Source organism: Staphylococcus gallinarum, assembly GCF_029774255.1.
In the GTDB taxonomy this organism is placed as follows: domain Bacteria; phylum Bacillota; class Bacilli; order Staphylococcales; family Staphylococcaceae; genus Staphylococcus; species Staphylococcus gallinarum.
Genome location: NZ_CP069082.1, coordinates 1,385,089 through 1,403,959, shown reverse-complemented (window position 1 = coordinate 1,403,959; position 18,871 = coordinate 1,385,089). Strand labels below are relative to the sequence as shown.

General features: G+C 30.9%; 22 protein-coding genes. All 22 read right to left on the bottom strand.

Going from position 1 to position 18,871, the window contains the following annotated elements; genetic code table 11:
• Window positions 1-199: 199 nt before the first annotated feature.
• Entirely contained in the window at window positions 200-640 is a 441-nt protein-coding gene (locus tag JN168_RS06605; protein ID WP_042738589.1) for a competence type IV pilus minor pilin ComGF, read from the bottom strand.
• Between the two features lie 257 nt (window positions 641-897).
• Window positions 898-1,344 carry a competence type IV pilus minor pilin ComGD gene (gene comGD / locus JN168_RS06600; protein WP_042738588.1) on the bottom strand — a complete coding sequence of 149 codons (447 nt, stop codon included), beginning with the start codon at window positions 1,342-1,344 and terminating at the stop codon, window positions 898-900.
• Window positions 1,322-1,639, bottom strand: a complete 318-nt coding sequence (comGC, locus tag JN168_RS06595) for a competence type IV pilus major pilin ComGC (RefSeq protein ID WP_042738587.1) — start codon at window positions 1,637-1,639, stop codon at window positions 1,322-1,324. The genes comGD and comGC overlap by 23 nt, the downstream gene beginning before the upstream one ends.
• A gap of 19 nt (window positions 1,640-1,658) precedes the next feature.
• Window positions 1,659-2,726: a competence type IV pilus assembly protein ComGB gene (gene comGB / locus JN168_RS06590; protein ID WP_279526250.1), complete on the bottom strand. Its 1,068-nt coding sequence runs from the start codon at window positions 2,724-2,726 to the stop codon at window positions 1,659-1,661.
• A complete protein-coding gene (comGA, locus tag JN168_RS06585; protein WP_229367240.1) occupies window positions 2,698-3,672 on the bottom strand; it encodes a competence type IV pilus ATPase ComGA in 975 nt (324 codons plus the stop codon). The genes comGB and comGA overlap by 29 nt, the downstream gene beginning before the upstream one ends.
• 67 nt (window positions 3,673-3,739) lie before the next feature.
• Window positions 3,740-4,363, bottom strand: coding sequence for an MBL fold metallo-hydrolase (locus JN168_RS06580; RefSeq protein WP_279526249.1), 624 nt, complete (start codon window positions 4,361-4,363; stop codon window positions 3,740-3,742).
• Between the two features lies 1 nt (window position 4,364).
• Window positions 4,365-4,688, bottom strand: a complete 324-nt coding sequence (locus JN168_RS06575) for an MTH1187 family thiamine-binding protein (RefSeq protein WP_042738585.1) — start codon at window positions 4,686-4,688, stop codon at window positions 4,365-4,367.
• The gene (locus JN168_RS06570) at window positions 4,688-5,674 is read right to left on the bottom strand and encodes a glucokinase (RefSeq protein ID WP_279526248.1); all 987 of its coding nucleotides are present in this window, start codon (window positions 5,672-5,674) and stop codon (window positions 4,688-4,690) included. The genes JN168_RS06575 and JN168_RS06570 overlap by 1 nt, the downstream gene beginning before the upstream one ends.
• A 4-nt stretch (window positions 5,675-5,678) precedes the next feature.
• Window positions 5,679-5,876: a YqgQ family protein gene (locus tag JN168_RS06565; protein WP_042739023.1), complete on the bottom strand. Its 198-nt coding sequence runs from the start codon at window positions 5,874-5,876 to the stop codon at window positions 5,679-5,681.
• Window positions 5,866-7,320, bottom strand: coding sequence for a rhomboid family intramembrane serine protease (locus tag JN168_RS06560; protein WP_229367242.1), 1,455 nt, complete (start codon window positions 7,318-7,320; stop codon window positions 5,866-5,868). The genes JN168_RS06565 and JN168_RS06560 overlap by 11 nt, the downstream gene beginning before the upstream one ends.
• 11 nt (window positions 7,321-7,331) lie before the next feature.
• Complete coding sequence (locus JN168_RS06555) at window positions 7,332-7,874, bottom strand: 5-formyltetrahydrofolate cyclo-ligase (RefSeq protein WP_042738582.1); 543 nt, start codon at window positions 7,872-7,874, stop codon at window positions 7,332-7,334.
• Window positions 7,875-8,020: 146 nt separating this feature from the next.
• The gene (gene rpmG / locus JN168_RS06550; RefSeq protein ID WP_042738581.1) at window positions 8,021-8,170 is read right to left on the bottom strand and encodes a 50S ribosomal protein L33; all 150 of its coding nucleotides are present in this window, start codon (window positions 8,168-8,170) and stop codon (window positions 8,021-8,023) included.
• Window positions 8,171-8,298: 128 nt separating this feature from the next.
• Window positions 8,299-10,350, bottom strand: coding sequence for a peptidoglycan D,D-transpeptidase FtsI family protein (locus JN168_RS06545; protein WP_042738580.1), 2,052 nt, complete (start codon window positions 10,348-10,350; stop codon window positions 8,299-8,301).
• A gap of 122 nt (window positions 10,351-10,472) precedes the next feature.
• Complete coding sequence (locus JN168_RS06540) at window positions 10,473-11,072, bottom strand: superoxide dismutase (RefSeq protein WP_042738579.1); 600 nt, start codon at window positions 11,070-11,072, stop codon at window positions 10,473-10,475.
• A gap of 274 nt (window positions 11,073-11,346) precedes the next feature.
• On the bottom strand, window positions 11,347-11,760 hold the full coding sequence (locus JN168_RS06535; protein ID WP_042738578.1) for a Fur family transcriptional regulator: 414 nt from the start codon (window positions 11,758-11,760) through the stop codon (window positions 11,347-11,349).
• On the bottom strand, window positions 11,750-12,610 hold the full coding sequence (locus JN168_RS06530; protein WP_042738577.1) for a metal ABC transporter permease: 861 nt from the start codon (window positions 12,608-12,610) through the stop codon (window positions 11,750-11,752). Before JN168_RS06530 ends, JN168_RS06535 begins: the two co-directional genes overlap by 11 nt.
• Window positions 12,607-13,380 (bottom strand): metal ABC transporter ATP-binding protein, encoded by a 774-nt coding sequence (locus tag JN168_RS06525; protein ID WP_042738576.1) that lies wholly within the window; start codon window positions 13,378-13,380, stop codon window positions 12,607-12,609. Before JN168_RS06525 ends, JN168_RS06530 begins: the two co-directional genes overlap by 4 nt.
• Window positions 13,381-13,533: 153 nt before the next feature.
• Complete coding sequence (locus JN168_RS06520; protein ID WP_042738575.1) at window positions 13,534-14,424, bottom strand: deoxyribonuclease IV; 891 nt, start codon at window positions 14,422-14,424, stop codon at window positions 13,534-13,536.
• An 8-nt stretch (window positions 14,425-14,432) separates the two neighbouring features.
• The gene (locus JN168_RS06515) at window positions 14,433-15,773 is read right to left on the bottom strand and encodes a DEAD/DEAH box helicase (RefSeq protein WP_042738574.1); all 1,341 of its coding nucleotides are present in this window, start codon (window positions 15,771-15,773) and stop codon (window positions 14,433-14,435) included.
• 137 nt (window positions 15,774-15,910) lie between these two features.
• Complete coding sequence (locus JN168_RS06510; RefSeq protein WP_042738573.1) at window positions 15,911-17,014, bottom strand: Nif3-like dinuclear metal center hexameric protein; 1,104 nt, start codon at window positions 17,012-17,014, stop codon at window positions 15,911-15,913.
• Window positions 17,015-17,692, bottom strand: coding sequence for a tRNA (adenine(22)-N(1))-methyltransferase (locus JN168_RS06505; RefSeq protein WP_042738572.1), 678 nt, complete (start codon window positions 17,690-17,692; stop codon window positions 17,015-17,017).
• A 63-nt stretch (window positions 17,693-17,755) separates the two neighbouring features.
• Window positions 17,756-18,862, bottom strand: coding sequence for an RNA polymerase sigma factor RpoD (rpoD, locus tag JN168_RS06500; protein WP_042738571.1), 1,107 nt, complete (start codon window positions 18,860-18,862; stop codon window positions 17,756-17,758).
• Window positions 18,863-18,871: the final 9 nt, after the last annotated feature.

Here is an 18,871-nt window from a genome sequence, read left to right as displayed (position 1 = left end):
ATAAAGATAAGTGGTGCTTTTTTATTTGTTTTCAATTGTATCGCCCTTTTTGTCAAAACTATTTAATTGTCTATCATAATAGCTTTCTATATTATTTAACGTTTTCAGCTGAATGATAAACCGCGCTGAATACGCGCTAATTAGAGTTAAATATAGCACAAAAATCCACATTACAAAAGGATACAAATAACCATTTAATCTAAAAATAAATTTGTCTTTCAATCAATTCCCCCTTAATATAAAGTTTAAGTTTTAACTTGATAAAATCGTTGTTAACTTTTTGAAAATATACACTGCGAATATTGTTTATCATCGTTATATTACCTGAATGGTTAACGGTCTTAATTAATTTGTTATTTCTAAAACGATACGTAATAATCTGATTTCCTTGCTTTAAAGTCAAAGTATTTCCTACATCATTTATTGAAACATATTTTGCATTATGTACGACTTGATCATCTGTAAGATCCTTCGCTAGATAAATTAATTCCGCATCATCAAAATCAGCAATTTTATTAAATGTTGAAACGGATTTAATTAAAATAGGTATCAGTGCACATATGATACTAATAACAAGTAATACAAAGAGTAACTCAAGATATGTAAAACTATTTATTTTTTTGAGATATACAGATTTCATCATGACTCTCCTTGTCAATAATGCAATATTTACCATTTAGGCCTGTGATTTGATATCGATAAATATTAAATGTACTGTTTCCATTCGTTTTGGGATTCTTTACTAAAGTTGACATAAGGATGCGCTTCATTTCGATTCGATTTTGTTGGTGATTTAGTTGATGTAACATATGATTTAACATCGGGAAATAAAACAAACATAAGCTAGTGATTATTGATAATGAAAGAAGTGCATCAATTAAGAGTGATGAATGAAGATTATACTTTTTCATAACGAATTCTACCCTTTTCTAAATGAAATATAATTCTATAAACCGTTTCATTTAAATTGATAAATATACTTCCAAACTTATTGGTGTTTCCGTTTTTTTCAAAAGTAATTGTTTTGAGGTTGGTTCTATAATATATATAGCCATTTTGAGGTAATTGAAGTTTTCGTGTCTCATGATATTGCTCTAAAATAACAATATCTGTTGAGTTTGGTGTTATAAGAAGAGTTATGGGTTGATTATCTTTTATTGCTATGGATTTAATATAATTTAAGTTCATAATAAAATTTTTGATTTTGTTTTCGTCATTAATGCTATCTAATCGTTCCATTGGTATAAATTTAAATTGAATCATAATTAAAGTAGTTATAATACTTAGTACAAGTAGCATTTCTAACAATGTGAAAGCTCTGCTAGTTGGCAATAGCTTCACCATTATTTATAGTAATTGTTGCACCAGATTTACAATATTTTTGATTTTCTTTTAAATATCCTTTTTGAATTAAATCGTCAATAGAGTCTGGATTTTTATTATATTTTAATGCGAAAGCTTCAATTTGACTATCTACCATTTTTAATTGCGCTTCACATCCTGTTTCCTGTATGGATTTAGATTGTTTTGATATATTTGGAATGATTAATATAAGTAATAAACTTATGATTAATAAAACTAAAAGCATTTCAATTAAAGTGAAAGCATCTTTATAGTTAAATTTCGGTTGTTTATACATTGGTTATCGCTCTCCTAAACTATTTTATAGTTTGCATTAGTTCAAACATAGGTAACATAATTACCAAGTACAGTATGACAATCAATCCTGCTAGAATAATAAATATTATTGGCTGGATAAACTTAATAATTGTTTGTAATTGCTTTTCTATTTTCGAAATAATGATTTCACTGTATAGTTTTAATTCTATTTCTAATTTCCCCTCCTTTTCCCCAGCTTTTATAAACTTAATTAATCCAGGTTCGAAGCAGCCGGTCTCTTTTAAAACATCACTCAAATTTAATCCCTTTTGCAAACCTAAATTAATGATATTTGACAGGTAATTAAGGTACGGATCACTCTCTTGATTAGCATAAATTTCGACAATACTTTGTAAAGAAATACCATTTTTATAAAACAACGAAAACTCTGTAGCTAATCTAAATGTTTTATACCTGATAAATAGTTTTCTCAGGATTGGTAGTTTCCTTATAAATTGTATTTTCTTCGCAACTGAACACGATCGATAATAACAAATAGACAATATTACAATCAGAGAAATTATTATTACAATTAACAATAAAATTAAAGGTAAATTAAAGATAATTGAAGTAAGTATGATTTGTAAGACAGAAAGTTCGACACCCATATTTAAATATAGTGATTTAAATTCTGGAATTATCGTGTAATTTAAAATCATAATCATGATAATAAAAAAACTTAAAAGTACTAATGGATATTGTACCGTCTTATAGAAATTTTGTTTGATTTTATAATTTCGTAATAGAAAATCTTCAACATTATTTAAATAGAGTGTTAAATCTCCAAAAATTTCCGAAAAATAAACAAGCATTATAATAGATTTGGGAAATTTTAAAATTGCAAAGATTTCGGAACAACCAAAACCTTTCTTTACCGAAGCATATAAATCTTGTTTTAAAGTGCTTGATTTTAATTCAACTTGCTCAAATAAGAATGTTAGTGATTCTGACAGAGTAAAACCATGCCTTAATAAAATGTTTAACCTCTTAACAAAGTCAATACGTTGTTTATCATTCATTGATTTACACGTAACTTTGTTAACTATAGCGATCAAGTATTTCTTCACGAATCACACCTTCTTTGGACATCATTTGTAGTTTATAATGGAGACTTTCAAAATTTACAGGTAACTTTTGTTCATGATTGAAAAAATATTCAATATCTGCAGTAGACAAAGTTTCATATATTAGTAACCTATCTTGTTTATTTGTTGTAATAAGTCGTTGATTGACGATTGCTAATATAGACTGTTGTATTTCTTGAGCACTGCACCCCATTTCTAGCAACCTTAATAATGTACCCTTACAATTACTAGCATGAATTGTTGTAAGCACTAAATGACCACTAAGACTAGCTTGAAGTACATACTTTGCAATCGTCGCATCTCTTATTTCTCCAATTAGAATTATATCTGGATCACAACGTAAAATAGCTTTAAATGAAGAGGCATAGTTTATCCCTGCCTTTTCATTAATTGATACTTGTGTTATACCTTGAATTAAAGTTTCGACAGGATCTTCAATTGTAATTATATTTAAATTTAGATTATCTTTAGCATACTTTACTAATTGGTACATCAAGGTGCTTTTTCCTGATCCAGTAGGACCACTTAATAATATTAGACCTTGTTTCTTGTTCATTAACCTATATAAATCTAATAATTCACTTGATCGTTTAGGTTCACTAAAAAATTGTGGAATAATACGAATAACACAACTTTCATTTCCTAAAGATAATGGGAGCGTAGAAATCCTCAAATAATATAATTGTTTAAATTTATATAGATATCTACCACTTTGAGCTGTATTATGGTTTGCTACATCAAGACCAGCTTGATATTTCATGAAAGTCAGTAACTTTTGATATAACGTCTGATGTATCGTTTCAATAAATATAAATTGGTCATTAATTCTGAACTTCAATATCACCTCTTTGTCACTAGGAATAAAATGAATATCTGAAGCTTTTCTTGTTAGGGCTTTACCTAAAATATTATTAAATAATAATTGCAATTAAAAAGACACCTCCTACATATATACACGTAGAAGGTGTCTTTTTTACTTTATTTAATTTAATTTTTTAGCCGTGTAAAAACGGGTTTAATTGTTCATCTGCAACTGTAGTATATTCGCCATGTCCTGGGAATAATGGTAAGTCATCATCTAATTCAAAAATCTTATCTAAAATAGAGTCAACGAGTGTTTCGTAATCTCCTTTGTATAAGTCGGTACGTCCAATACCTTGATTAAATAAAGTATCACCTACGACTGCAAACTCATCGAAAACATATGTCAAACTACCAGGAGAATGACCAGGTGTATGCAATATATTAAATTTAAAATCATCAATATTGAATTCACCTTCCTCAAGTGACTTGGGTTGTGCATTGCTTGTTATTGAAGGTAAACCGTATTGTTTAAATGCTGCAGATCCATTTTTATTAACATCTGTTAGAAAATCAAATTCTGACTTATGCATGTATACAGGAACATCATATTTAGCAAGGACATCGTCTAATGCTGCTATATGATCAAAGTGTGCATGTGTTAATAAAATTGCTTTAACAGGTTTGTTAATTTGATTAAGTTTTTTAAAAATTAAATCACTGTCACCTGCTGGATCAACAATTAATGTATGTTGGTCACTTTCGATAAAATAACAATTTGTTGATACTTGACCTAAAGTCAAACTTGAAATTCTCATTTTATTTGCCTCCATCATTTAAATGCTTTTGAACAGCGGTTACCTTGTCACCCATTTTTCTAGATTTATCACGACGGTCATCAATTCTAATATTCGTACATACTCGGTCTAAGCCTTTGTTAAAAGGTAGTTCATGGATGACTTGTACAACTTCTAATAAATCCTTTAAATCTCCCTCTATTAAAGTATTCATTGGTGTTAATTGATAGTCAATTTTACCTGCTGCTTTATATTCTTTTAATTTAGATTGAATCTCAGCTATATATTTACTTACACTTGGACCTTCTGTTCCTACTGGGATTACTACAACATCAACAATAGCCATTATTTAACACCTTCCTTTTCAATAATATAAGTATAAATCAATCCAGCAGCGCCTGTGATGCCTGCATCATTTCCTAATTGTGCTTGAACAATTTCAGTACCTTCTTGAGCTGGAGAAAATGTTAAATTATGATATTCAGTCTTAATATTTTCAATCAATATCAAGCCGGCTGTAGACATACCGCCACCTAAAACAATATATTTAGGATTACTCGTAACACTTACAATACTGCATAAATAAGCAATATAATTCGCAACACGTTCAGTAATGAATATACAGAATTGGTCACCTGCTTTTGCAGCATCAAACACAGCTTTAGCTGTAACTTTATTGTCTTTAATCAATTGTAAGATTGAGGATTTGAAAGTGAGTTTAGGATAATAAAAGTTAACTAAATTAACAACACCAGTAGCAGATGCTACAGTTTCTATACAACCCGATTTGCCACAATTACACTTGAAACGTTGATCATGATCTACTCTAAAGTGACCAATTTCAGCACCTGAACCATTATGACCATGTACGATTTCACCATTTGAAATAATACCTCCACCTAATCCAGTTCCTAAAGTAATTGCCACAACATCGTCGGCGCCCTGGCCAGCCCCTTTATGTTTCTCACCAAGTGCAGCCACATTTGCATCATTATCTACATACACTGGACAATCAACAAATTGTTGGAAAATTTCTCTCACATTAACATCACCGTGCCAATAGAGATTAACTGCCCCATGTACAATTCCAGTTTCAAAATTAACAGGTCCTGGGACACCTATTCCTACACCTAACACATCTAAAAAATTGTATTCAGTTTTTGCAACTGCATCTACGAATGAATCATAAATGTTTTTCAACAATAAATATCCTGTAGTATCAGTTGTATCCGTATCAATTGACCATTTAGAAATACGATCTAAATTTTCGTCAAAAATACCTAGTTTACAAGTAGTTCCACCAATATCTGCTGCTAATATAATCTTCTTCATCTATTTATTCATTCCTTCTCTGATTTATAATTAATCTAGACTTCAAATATTCATCCTTAGATATTAATTTATATTGAAATAGAGAGTGAATTTCCTGCTCCATCATTTCATACATATCATTTTTATCTTTAAAGTAAATAATGAAGCCAAATTTTTTCAATAGCTGTTGTACATCATAAAAAGTTGATAAATTATGATTCATCATCTTGATCACTCAATTCTTTATGTAAGTTGACGTAATCATCATTTGATGGGTCAATTTTAAGCGCTTTTTTAATGTATTTCAATGCTTTTTCATTATCATCGAGTGATCTATTAGCAATGGCTAATTCATAATTTAAAATACCTGAGTTAGGGAAATAACTCAATCCTCTTTCCCATGTTGCCACACCCTCTGCTTTAGAATCAATTGTTGCAATAATGAGTCCCTTTAAATAATATGTTTCATCGTCGGCATATTTCTTTTCGATTGTTTGTTGAACCATTTCTTTTGCCTCTTTATAATTATTATCTTTCATTTCATTTTTGATAATTGTGTTATAAATATTATCTTCTTTTATAGTAAATATTCTGATTTGTGCAGCTATAAATAAAATTAATATTATAATTAATAATATCCAGAAACGGGTTCTATTTTCCTTGAAATAATAACCTATTAATGTGATTAATACGCCCCCAACAAAACCTCCAATATGTGCAACAATATTGACGTTATGCATAAATAGTGACAAGCCAATTAAAATAACTAGGACTATCAGAAGTTGTCCTATTACCTTACGATCGAATCGTTGGCTAATATACATAAATGCGAAAATTGCACCAATTAAACCGAAAATTGCACCACTGGCACCTACGGACACAGTATCTGTATTAAAGGATAAAGAAGCAAAGTTACCAAACAAACCTGATATGATATAAATAGCAAGCATGCGCCAATGACCGACGATTGACTCAACAATTTTCCCAAATATAAATAAGCTCAACATGTTCATTAATATATGTTCAAAATTAAAATGTAAAAATATCGAGGTAATCAACCTATACCATTCACCATGTACCACATTAAAGTGTACTAATCCACCAACATCAAGTAATTTAAAATCTGAAAATCGATTTAATATTAAAAACATCAATAACCAAATAATGACATTAATCGCTATTAATGCGTATGTGACAGGTGAAAATTTAACCATGTGCTTTTCGACTGGATTGGTATTTAAAGCTCTATTTTTATAAAATGTTTTAGTTTGTTTATTCTGTCTATTAAAAACTGTTTTTATTGCTATATTTGGCAATAATTTATCAATTTCTTTATTATCTCTGATGATTTTAACTCTAAATTTTGTATCTTCATATTCATCTAGATTTTCATCGGTAAAGGTTTTTTCTGTAAAAATATATAATTCATATTTATTTGGTGTAAAGCCTAAAAATGAAGTAATATCTGCTTTATGATCTTGGATTCTACTTTTATCGAATCGTACTTCTTGAGCAGAATTCGCTCCATATTTATAAACGACAATTGATGACTTTTTCTCATTGACTAACCAAATTTCGCTATCATCAGTATTTTGATGTATCACTTGATAGTCGAGATATTTCACCCAAGTATATATACATTTCCAAAAATACTTTTCAGTAATCATTTTTGCCTCCGTTATTTAGTTGTAGCAATTATTAATTTCTCAACTGGTTGGTCATGGTTTTCAGGTTCAAAGTTACTCAGTTGAAAATCATATATTAAACTTATAGTCTGTTGCTTATTGCGACTTAAAAATTTATCGAAATAACCGCCGCCATAACCGATTCGGTACCCCATCTGATTGAATACTACGCCTGGAACGATAAGTAAATCTAAATTATCAGTAATTTCAGTGTCATCTTTGACATGATTTATCCCTTTATCATCTGGACCAATATTATCTAGATTTAATAGCGCCTTAAAATGCATTGTTTTATTTATATAATCTGTTTCGGGTACGAATACGTGTTTATTATCTCTTAACATATCTGTAATTATATTATATGTATCAACTTCATGTTCCATAGATAAAACAATACCAACTCGTTTGGCCTGTTTATATTCCTCAGTATCATATAAACGTTTGGCTAATTCTTTATCAATTGATGGTTTGTTTTCATTAGTTTTGAAATCATTCATTGTACTTAATTTGCTATGGCGTAATATTTTCTTACTCACTAGAACACCTTCCCCTAATACATACTGTTAATATTATAACGTTAATGAATTATAATGTCATTAAAGTGAATTATTAAAAAGAATAAAATTCATATTTTACAAAAAAATACCAGATTCTAAAGATAGAATCTGGTCTAAAATAATTATTATTTTGTTTCACGGTGCAATGTATGTTTGTTATCACGAGCACAGTGTTTTTTCATTTCAATACGTTCAGGATTAGTACGTTTATTTTTTTTAGTAATGTAGTTTCTTTCTCCACATTCTGTGCAAGCAAGTGTTACGTTTACGCGCATGCTAATTCCTCCTTACCTTTTCAAAATACGACCTATTTATCATACCATTTAGTTATAAAATTGAAAAGTATTATTTTTTATTAAAGACGATTATAACAGTGTCTAAGATATATTTTATCGTAATAAATTTAATCTTTATCCTTATTCTTGAAGTAATAGTTTATAACATCTCTACCTAAATCACCACCGTTTAACCAAGGCTCTGGTACAGGTTGATTTGTATAGACGATAGAAAATGCAAGTTTAGGGTTATTAGCTGGTGCATATCCAATATATGTTGAATTTACTCTAGGTTTGCCGTCTTGGAATACTTCAGCAGTACCTGTTTTACCAGCTGATGGTACGTCAGTATTTTTGAAACTTTGATAACCAGTACCCTCTTGCTTGTTAAATGCCATATAAAAACCATCTTTTACTTCGTCAAGTTCATTCTGGCTATTATTCACTTTATTTAACACAGTACCTTTTATTTTAGATTTAACTGGACCTAATGAATCTTTGTTTGTTGCCTTTCTAACTTCTAAACCAATATGCGGTTGTATACGATAGCCATTATTACCAATTGTAGAAACGTATTGTGATAACTGTAATGGTGTGTACGTATCATATTGTCCAATTGCTAAATCAAGATAGTTACCAGGATTATTTGTTAAAGGCTCGGTTTGACCACTTGTCTCATTTGGCAAATCAATTCCGGTTTTAACTCCTAGTCCAACCTGATTAAGACCTTTACGTAATTTTTGTCCTGCAGTTGTTATATCTGAAGGTAGTGTCATATTAGGTGTATAAGGGGCACCAGCCATCTTCAATGCTGTTTTAAACATGTATACGTTAGATGAATGCATCAGTGCTTCTTTATCATTAATCGTTACCTTACCATCTTGGTTGAAGTAAGAATGTTTAGATAGACCGCCAGCAAATTTTAATGGTTCATCGACCATTTCTTCACCAACATTGATTGCATTATTCTGATAACCTGCTAATAATGTTCCACCTTTAACGGATGAACCAACAGCATATTGTGATGTAAATGTTCCTATGTCATAATCTGTCAAATCACCATTTTTATCAATTTGCTTACCTGCCATAGCTAAGATATCACCATTATTAGGATTTTGAACAACCATTAGTGCATTGTCCATATCTTTGGCACCTTCACTACGTAATTTTTGGATTTGTTCCTCCAAATACTTTTCAGTTTTACGTTGCAAATCAATATCGATACTTAATACTAAATCGTCACCACGTGACCCAGGATTAACCACTTTAGAATCAATGACATCTCCTGACTTATCAGTAGTGTACTTCATTTCTTTCTTTTTGCCTCTTAAAATATCATCATATTGATATTCTAGATATGATTTTCCGACGCGATCATTACGAGAGTAACCTTTAGCTAAATATTTTTCGGTTAATTCTTTAGGAATCCCTTCTTCAGTTGTAGAAACATCTCCAAACACACCTCTTAACGTGTTTTTATATGGATATGTACGATCCCAATCAGTCGTAGTATTCACACCAGGTAAATCAGATAATTTTTGTGAAACTGCTGCGTATTCTTTGTTTGATACATCATCATTTTTAATTGTTTGTGGATCAAGTGCAGACCCTGACATCATTTGACGATAAATTGCTAATACTTGTAAATCCTTTTTAGATAATGAATCCATTTGTTTTTTTCCTATTTTTTTATACAAAGTTTCATCATAATCATCTTGAGAAATACTACCATCGTCAAGCATTTGCTGTTCGTTCTTCATTAAATCCTTAGCTTTGTTCGGATGGATTTGTATCCAATAGTCTTGCTTATCGCGGTCGGTAATCTTATCCGTATCCATCTTGATTAAGTCGGATAAAGACTTAGCAGTTTTTAACACCTCAGCTTGTGTAGTCTTTCTGCCACGCGTATATGTAATAGCTTTTTTCGACGCATTATCTACTAGTACTTTACCGTTTCTGTCTAATATGCGTCCTCTGGGTACAGCCTCATTAATAGTTAAATTTTCACTATTTTTAATGAGTTGCTTATAATGAGAACCTTGTGCTATTTGCAAGTAACCCAACCTTAATACGATTATTGCGAAGATGAATACAATAACTCCAAATATAAAGCCAATTCTTTTGTTCATGACATTCATGATCTTTTCATCGTTCGATTTTTCTTTTAATCTTTTTAACACAATAACATACCTCTATTCAAAAGTTCTCATAATAAATGATATATGAAATTTAAGATTATTTCTATTATTTTACTAAAAAAAATGACGACCTTTATAAAGGCCGTCATTAGCGCATACATAAATTATTTTGCAGCGTTATATAACTCGTCAACTTTTTCCCAGTTAACAACATTCCAGAAAGCACTGATATAATCTGGACGTTTGTTTTGATATTTAAGGTAATATGCATGTTCCCATACATCTAAACCTAAGATAGGTGTTTTACCTTCAGTAATAGGGTTGTCTTGGTTAGGTGTAGTAACGATTTCTAAGTTACCGTTATTTACAACTAGCCATGCCCAACCTGAACCAAAGCGTGCTGCAGCTTTATCTGCAAATTCTTCTTTAAATGCATCTAAAGAACCCCATTGTTCTTTAATTTTATCAACTACAGTACCTTTTTCTTCAGAGTTAGGAGTTAATAATTCCCAGAATAATGAGTGGTTTAAGTGTCCACCACCATTATTTCTAACAGCTGTTTGAATATTTTCTGGTACACTGTCTAAGTTTGCAACAATTTCTTCGATTGATTTAGATTCTAAATCAGTACCTTCAACTGCAGCATTTAATTTAGTTACATAAGTGTTGTGGTGTTTACCATGGTGGATTTCCATAGTTTCTTTGTCAATATTAGGTTCCAACGCGTCGAAACCATAAGGTAAATTTGGTAATTCAAAAGCCATAAATAATCATCCTCCTAATTAATCTTTAAATAAAGCATAACAACTTATACAAATGACAACAATTAATTTGCTTTTAAAAGTAAAATATAAATGTCATAGCATGATGTTTGTCATCTTTAGTTACAATATAAGTATATCTCAAAATGAGAATATTTAAACATCATAAACCAACTATTTTCAAAATTCAAACTAATTCATACTAATGACCTATGTTTTATTGTTCATTTGATTGTATATCTAAGAAATAAATGTCAAATTACACCAATTATAATTATTACGCTTGCTTACAAGCTTCACAAATTCCATACACTTCCAATTTATGTGTATGAATTTCTACGTTTGGTAAGAATGATTTAACTTCATCTATTGGACAAAAATCTATTACTTTAGTGTCCCCACATACTTCACAAATAAAATGATGGTGATGATGATTTGTACAGGCAATTCTAAATTTCATTTCTCCGTCTAATTCTGTGTTTTCAACGATGCCTAATTCTTTAAATAAATGCAGGTTTCTATACACTGTATCAAAAGAAATACCTGGATATGTGTAATCCATTTTTTGTTGAATATGCTTAGCATTTATATATTTATCTTCTTTGACAAAAATATCTAACATTTCTCTTCTTTTATCTGTATATTTATGTCCATTCTTTTTTAAAATACTAATTGCGTCATCAGTTTTCATTTTCAACAGATCCTTTCATAGAATTTATTCTTAATTTTTGAATAAGCATTGTTAAAGCAAGCATTAATACAAGTAAGACAACAATGACTCCACCCGGCGAGATATTAATATAAAATGCAAGTATTAACCCACCTACAACTGATAATTCACCAATGATAATACTTAGTATAATTAATTGTTTAAATCCTTTTGTGATGCGTATAGAGATAGCTACAGGTAATGTTATTAATGCACTAACTAATAATATACCTACGACACGCATCGATGCAGAGATAACCATTGCTACAATGACAATAAACATCAACTGTATCCATTTTGGAATCCCTATCACTTTACTATATTCTTCATCGAAAACGAGTATAAACATTTCCTTATAAAAAGAGATGATGAACACTAGTACAATGACTACAATTGCAACAATCGTAAGTACATCGCTTTTCGTAACGGCACTTATAGAACCAAATAATAGTCCAACGACCTCTTGATTAAACCCGTCTGCTAAAGATATAAAAATCGCACTTAAGGCAATACCAGTACTCATAATAATAGGAATAGCAATTTCCTGATAATTACTATAAGACGTACGAAGTTTCTCGATTAGTATAGCGCCAATAACAGCAAATAATATACCAAACCAAATTGGATTTATAAACGTTAACACCGGAGCGATTGTAATGATAAACATACCAAAGGATATACCACCTAAAGTCACATGACTCAATGCGTCTGCAATAAGTGATAAACGCTTCACAACAATGAATGCACCGATTAATGGTGCAATAAACCCTATTAGCAATCCGCTTAATAGTGAATAGCGCATAAAATCGAAGTTTAATAACGCTTCTATCATGATGAACAACACTCCCTATTATGTTGGTGATCTACGAATTGTATAGGATGACCATAAATTTTTGAAATTTCTACCTCATCTAAAGATTTAAACTCTTCAGTTGAACCATGGAAGTGAAGGTGTTTGTTTAAACAAGCAACCTCAGTTGCGGTATCAGCAACAACACCAATATCATGTGTTACCAAGATAATTGTAACGCCTTCTTGCTTTAATCGTTGTAATGTTTCATAAAATTCACTTACATGTTTAGCATCGATACCATTTGTTGGTTCGTCTAATATTAGTACTGATGGCTCACTGATTAATGCACGAGCAATTAATACACGCTGTTGTTGTCCACCAGATAATTCAGCAATATTTTTATCAATTAAGTTTGATATATTCAAACGCTGTAATACAGTTGCAACCTTTTTTTCATCTTCTTTGTTAAAGCGCTGAAATAATTTTTTTCTTTTGGTTAATCCGCTTAGGACCACCTCTTTAACACTTGCTGGAAAGCCAGACTTAAATGCTTGTGCTTTCTGCGATACATAACTAATTTTTAACATAGATTGTTTACCATTATAATCTATACCATCAACATAAATTTTACCTTTTTGAATAGGTAAAAGGCCTAGGATAATCTTTAATAAAGTTGACTTTCCTGCACCATTTGGACCTACAATGGCTAAAAATTCACCGCGATTTATTTTTATATTAATGTTTTCTAATACATGTTTATTGTCAAAATAGTAATCAATATTATTCAATTCAAATACAGGAGTAGACATGTTTTCACCTCGTTCTATACTATACAACGTGAAAAACATTATGTAAATAGTAATGTTTACGAATTAAAATAAACTACCTTTAATCAGTTGTAATTGCGTCAAAAATATATATTTCTAATCGCTACACAATAGAATTAAAAGTAGTTCATCTGTTTATTCGCTCATTATTTTATTTTTTAAATCAGCATCAAATTGTTGTTTTTTCAACATTTCAATTTCATGTTTGTATGGTGGTCGTTTATTCTTTTTATCTTCACCGACAAATGGTGTTTCTAAAATTTTTGGAATATCTTTAAATGTTTCATGATGTACTACATAATTTAATGCATCGAAACCAATATAACCAAAACCGATATTTTCATGTCTATCTTTATGTGCGCCAATATCATTTTTACTGTCATTCACATGGACAACTTTAATGCGGTCAACACCAATAATCTTATCAAATTCATTTAAAACGCCATCGAAATCTTCTCTGACATTATAGCCAGCATCATGGGTATGACAAGTATCAAAGCATACAGATAGTCTTTCATTATGGTTTACACCATCAATAATTCGTGCGATTTCTTCAAAACTACGACCAATTTCAGAACCTTTCCCAGCCATCGTTTCTAATGCGATTCGAACATCATTATCATTGGTAAGTACTTCATTTAACCCTTCGATAATCTTCTTAATACCAACATCTGCTCCCTCGCCAACATGTGATCCTGGATGCAATACAATATCCTTAGCACCTAAAGCTTGTGTACGTTCGATCTCGCTTTGTAAAAACTCTACTCCAAGCTCAAATACATGAGGTTTTAATGTATTTGCAATGTTGATTATATAAGGTGCGTGCACTACAATATTTGACAACCCATTTTCACGCATCACTTCATGGCCTTTTTCGATATTTAATTCTTCAATCGGCTTTCTACGTGTATTCTGAGGAGCCCCTGTATAAATCATGAAAGTAGATTCACCTAATTTAGTCGCTTCTTCTGCTGAACCTTGTAACATTTTTTTACCATTCATAGAAACATGTGAGCCTAATAACATAAGTTGAATTACCCCTTTCTATTTTTTCTTTCTTGTCTTCTTTGTTGTTTACTGTGTTGTCTACGTTCTTTTTGTTTTAATTGATCTAAATCACGTTTGAATTTCTTTTTATAACCAGGTTTAACCTTTTTCTTATTTCTTTTAACTTTATGCTTTAATTCATTTGTTAAATGATCATCTTTATTCTTACGTGTTTGACGTGTATTATGTGCCTTAATTGGTTTAAGTTCGCCATCTTTAATGTCTACATTTTCAAAATGATAACCTTGCTGTTCAATTAAACTAATATTATCTTCTTCATTTGGACTATATAGTGTTATGGCAACACCTTTATAATTACCTCGACCCGTTCTACCCACTCTATGTGTAAAGAAATCAATATCATTTGGAACATCGAAGTTAATAACATGGCTTACGCCTTCAATATCAATACCTCTCGAAGCCAAATCACTCGCGATAACATATTGAAATTCTAAATTACGAATACGTTTCATTTGTTGTTTACGTTCTCTCGGTGTCAAACCACCGTGAATCATACCCACTTTTATTCCAGAAGCATTTAACTGTGCAGCTAACTCATCCGCACTTTCTCTACTATTACAAAAGACGATACTTAAATATGGATTAAGTATATCAATTAAACGTAATGTTTTTTCTACCTTATCTTCACCTTTTGTTGGAATTAGATAAAATTCAATATTCTTTTTATTTTTCTGTGTATGTTCAATCTCAACAAATTCAGGATTTTCTAAATATTTATTTAAAAATGGATGTAATGATTTAGGAATCGTCGCACTAAACACTGCAATATGTGCAGATTCGTCTAATCTTGTAGCAATATGATCTACTTCTTCAATTAATCCTAAATCTATCATTAAATCTGCTTCATCGATAACTAAATATGACGCTAAATGTACATGTAAGTCACCATGCTTTGCTAAATCATTAATACGTGTAGGTGTCCCAATAACTAATTGTGGTTGATTCTTAGCACGTTGTTTATCTTTCTCGATATCAGTACCACCAATAAACAATTTAACAGACACTTGATCTTTAAACTTTGCTAAGTGACTCGCTACGTCAAATAGTTGCTGAGCTAATTCTCTTGTAGGTGCTACTACAATCGCTTGTGGTTCATTTATATTAATGTCTATATTATTCAACAGAGGTAGTAAAAAGGCATGTGATTTACCAGTACCTGTCTGCGATTGACCTATCAAGTTTGATTGTTTTATTATCTTCGGAATTACTCTTGTTTGAATTTCAGTTGGTTGATCAAAATTCAAATCCTTCACAGCATCAATCAGACTTGGTTCTAACTTAAAATTTTCAAATGGGTGATTCGCCATGTCTTGGCCTCCTTAAATCTTCATCTTTTCTATTATAAAGCATTCGTTAGTAATTTTGAACAAAATTAAATAAATATTGAAAATACCATAACCGTCAAGCTAATTATAGTTAAACTTATTTATTAAATCGACATTATTTAATAATAAGTAAACGGATCTGTATTAATTTGGGATACATTTACTTTCACTGTTTGATCTTGTTCTGCAAGCCAATTTATTAGTAATGCTTTTAATCCCTCTTTCATAACATATTCACTATAATGGTTAATATCAAGTAAATTCACGCCATCAATTTTCGCATCTAATGCATCGTGATGTTTAATATCTCCTGTAATAAATAGATCTGCCCCTTTACTAGCAGCTAAATATTCATATCCAATACCTGAACCACCAATAATTGCTACAGTTTCAATATGTGAGTGGTTATTGCCTATAAAGCGTACACTCGGCATATTTAATTGTTCTTTTACATATTGTACAAAGTCTGGCACGTTGTAAGATTGAGTAAGTTTACCAATCATGCCCAATCCATAATCAGCTTCTCTTGTAAGTTGAATTAAGTCATATACTGGGGTTTCATATGGATGATATTGGTTAATTAAATCTATTGCTAACTGTTGCTGCTGCTCTGTAATCATAAATTCTAATTTCATTTCATTAACTGATTCAATTTCATTCATCGTACCTAAATAAGGATTCGCACCATTAACTGGTTTGAATTGTCCAGTTCCTTGACTTTGAAAGAAACAATATTCATAGTCACCTTCTTGAGCAAGACCATACTTACTCAATTTACTTTTAAAATCTGTTAGATTTGCTTCAGGAATAAAAACTTGTACCTTATAATAGGTTATCACTTCAGGGTTTAAAATTCGCATATTTTGTAAACCTAACTTTTCTCCTAACATAGCATTTACGCCTTTTGGATAAACATCTAAATTTGTATGCATAGCAATTAAATTAATGTTATTTTGAATGATTTTACGAATAATTGCTCCATAACCATCTTGTTCATTGATTTGTTTTAAACCTTTGAATATTAATGGATGATGACAAATAATTGTATTTGCGCCTAATTCAATAGCCTCATTAACTACATCAACAGTACAATCCAGTCCAGTGAGAATACTTGTTATTTCAGCGTTTTCATCACCAATAAGTAAACCAACATTGTCCCACGACTCTGCTGTTGTAAATGGTACATGATTATTAATTACCTTTAATAAATCACTTATTTTCATTTATAACACCTCATTAATCAAATTAATTTCTTTATTAATCTCATCCAATCGAGTTGCATGTTGTTGCTCATTCAAATTACTTTTAATTTTTAATAATGCATCCTTTTCGTGTTGCCATTTTTTATAAAAGTATTCATTTTTATTCAACAATAATACCGGGCCAAATTTTAATGCTTGCTCAGTCATTGTACCTGGATGCTCACTAAAATCTGCAACAATTATTTCATATATATGTCCTTTTTCTTCAAAAATTTCTTCATTGGTAATTGTATATCCTAAATTAGGTAATAACTTTCTGATTGCACTAGATTGCACATTACTCTGTAACACCAAACGTGGTTTATTATTAAGTTTGAACTGACCTTCATTTAAAATTTTAGCAATTAGAGGTCCGCCCATGCCACAGATTGTCACTGTCGTGACGTTATTTGAGTCCTCTAATACAGATAAACCATCACCTAATCTTATATCAATTACTTTCCCAAGTTGATGCTCAGCAACACTTCTTTGAGAAGCTTCAAACGGTCCTTTAATTACCTCTCCAGCTATAGCCTGTTTTGTTAAGTTATTTTCAATAGCAAAAATTGGTAAATATGCATGATCAGAACCAATATCTGCTAATAAATCTCCAATAATATACTTACTTACATTCTTAAGTCTTTGATTTAATGGAATCATCTTGTTTCTCCTCACATGATATGTAAAAAGCTCTTTTGTACTTTGTACAAAAGAGCTGAAAAATTAGTCCATAAAGTCTTTCAAACGTTTACTTCTACTTGGATGTCTTAATTTTCTAAGCGCTTTAGCCTCGATTTGACGAATACGTTCTCGAGTAACACCGAAGACTTTACCTACTTCTTCTAATGTACGCGTTCTACCATCATCTAAACCAAAACGTAGTCGTAATACATTTTCTTCTCGGTCAGTCAATGTATCTAACACATCTTCTAATTGTTCTTTTAATAATTCATAAGCAGCATGATCAGAAGGACTTTGCGCCTCTTGGTCTTCAATGAAGTCACCTAAATGACTGTCATCTTCTTCACCTATTGGCGTTTCTAAAGATACTGGTTCTTGAGCAATTTTAAGGATTTCTCTTACTTTTTCAGGTGGTAAATCCATTTCTTCACCAATTTCTTCAGGAGCTGGATCACGGCCTAAATCTTGTAATAATTGTCTTTGTACGCGAATTAATTTGTTGATTGTCTCAACCATGTGCACAGGAATACGAATCGTTCTTGCCTGGTCGGCGATAGCACGTGTAATCGCTTGACGAATCCACCAAGTTGCATATGTCGAGAATTTAAACCCTTTGCTGAAGTCGAACTTTTCTACTGCTTTAATTAAGCCCATGTTTCCTTCTTGAATCAAATCAAGGAATAACATACCACGGCCTACATATCTTTTAGCAATACTTACTACAAGACGTAAGTTAGCTTCTGCTAAACGAGATTTTGCAATTTCATCGCCTTGTTCGATTTTTTTAGCCAATTCAATCTCTTCTTGTGCACTTAAAAGATTCACACGTCCAATTTCTTTTAAATACATACGGACTGGGTCATTTATTTTAACTCCTGGAGGGGCACTTAAATCATTTGGATTTAACTTTTCATCAGTATCAGAACTGTCTTTTTCATTAACTAAACTAATATCATTGTCAGTTAATTGATCAAAGAATTCATCCATTTGGTCTGAATCCATTTCGAAGTTTTGCATTTTTTCAGCAATTTCTTCATGACTTAAATGTCCTTCTTTTTTACCTTTTTCAATTAATTGTTTTTTTACATCTTCTATTGTTAAAGATGGATCAATGGTTTGTTTTTTTATTTTAACTCTATTTCCAGACATGAAATGGCC